At 25.3% G+C, this 1983-nt stretch carries 1 protein-coding gene; it reads left to right on the top strand.

The window, feature by feature from the left end; translation table 11 throughout:
- A partial coding sequence (locus tag AVBRAN9334_RS10035) for an autotransporter outer membrane beta-barrel domain-containing protein (RefSeq protein WP_336607732.1) occupies positions 1 to 1875 on the top strand: 1875 nt, incomplete at its 5' end.
- Between the last annotated feature and the right edge of the window lie 108 nt (positions 1876 to 1983).

Below are 1983 nucleotides of genomic sequence, written 5' to 3'. Positions count from 1 at the left end.
AATACCTTTAAAGGCGATGTAATTATTACAAATACAAATACCGAAGTAAAAGCTGATAATAATACCTTTTTAGGCAATGTATCAGTAAATAATGGTAAACTTAGTGCTACTACTAATAACAACTTTAAAGACATTAATGCTAATAATATTGATTTTATAAACGATGATATAAAAACAACCGATGAAATAAAAGCTCAAACAATAAAAGTAGATGATAAGTTAGTAATTAAAAATATAGATTTAAAAACAACTTCTATTAGTGCAAACAAAGGAGAGATTACAAACTCAAATGTATTCTTAAATAATACTAATGAAGGCTCTAAAGATACTAAAGTATTTTTAAAAGGTAAAGATGATAATGCTAGTAGTGTATATGATAAAGCAGAAATAACAAGTGGAGATTACACTATAGAAAAATCAGCTATTAAAGGTGGTATTAGAGCTAATAACTTAACTACAACTAATTCAAAAATAGTAGGGCAATTAGCAGTAAATAATCTAAACGCTACTCATTCTACTTTTTATATAACAGGTGGTGGATATAATACTTCTTTATATAATCACTTTAGTGGAGCAATCATTGCAAGATATGGTGCAAGTGGCTTTAATAATATAATTAATATTTCTAATACAAACTTAGGCTTATTAATTAATGGCTATGTTCCTATTGCAATTATTAATAATACTAACAACTCAAATACTACTAATTCAAATTCTACAAGAGCTGATGCAATAGCTACAACACCTAAAGTAGTTAATAAAGACTTCTTTAAGATAACTTATACAACACCTATTTCAAGTGTATTATTATCACCTAATCTAGTTCATTATACAACTATGCAAGATGAGAATGGAACTAAAGAAGTTTGGAGTGTAGGTTTAGCTGGTAAAGAATTAAGCAAAGATGAAATCCAAGCAATAATTGATGGTAAAGGCAATGTTAATTACACTACAACAGAATTAATTAATAAAAACTATAAAGATTATTTTATGAGTGAATTATTAGACGATAATACAAAAGCTGAATTAAAAAGCATAATTAATACACCTTATTATGTAGCAAAAAATCAAGCAGATATTTTAAATGATAGATTTACTTATCTAAGAGATGATATTAAAAATCACGGCTTTTGGGTGAATAATTCATATAATTATTTAAAGACTAATTATAATGATTTAAGAAACAAAGGCACAAGCGTTGGTATAGATAAGAATATAAGCTTAGATAGATTTAATCTAACTTATGGAGTATTTGCAAATATTTCAAGATTAGAAATAAATAAAGCTTTAAGCTCTTCTACTAATGTAAGGTCATTTGGAGCTTATGCTTCTACTAATTTTTATAATGGAAGCTTTATTGATTATTCTTTAGCTTATGTAACATTAAAAAATAAATTTGAAGCTAAAAAGATTGATTTATATACTACTAATTACTTAGACTTATATCAAATAGGTTTAGGCTTAGGACATAGATTTAGTATAAATAATAATTACTTAGAGCCTAATATTAAATTAATAGCTACTAGATTTAAGGACTTAGACTTAAAAGGAACTAATGCAAGTATAGAAACTAAAAAAGGTCTTCAAGCTAGTATAAAAGCAGGAGTTAAAGCAGGAGTTGAGTTTAACAAAAACTTTAGCTTAGTTACTGAATTACAATACTTTAAAGACCTAAATGCTCTTTCAAAAAGTAAAGTAGTAGCTCTTTTAGAAAACAATCTTAACAATATCCAAGATAGTGGCTTGAATGCTAAAATAGGATTTTTAGTAAAACCAAATTCTAATTTAGACATTAATGCTGATTTTACAAAGAATATTTCTAATGAGTTTGATACAGGATATAGATTAAACTTAGGATTTAGCTATAAGTTTTAATTAGAACTTTAATAAAGTTCTAATTAACTTAGCTTTATTCTAAATACAAAGCTATTTCATCTGATATTAAATAGTTTTTATTAAATACTTTATTATCTTTTATAAAAA

It is taken from the genome of Campylobacter sp. RM9334 (genome assembly GCF_020138145.1).
Taxonomy (GTDB): Bacteria; Campylobacterota; Campylobacteria; order Campylobacterales; family Campylobacteraceae; genus Campylobacter_E.
This window is presented reverse-complemented; position numbering and strand designations above follow the sequence as displayed.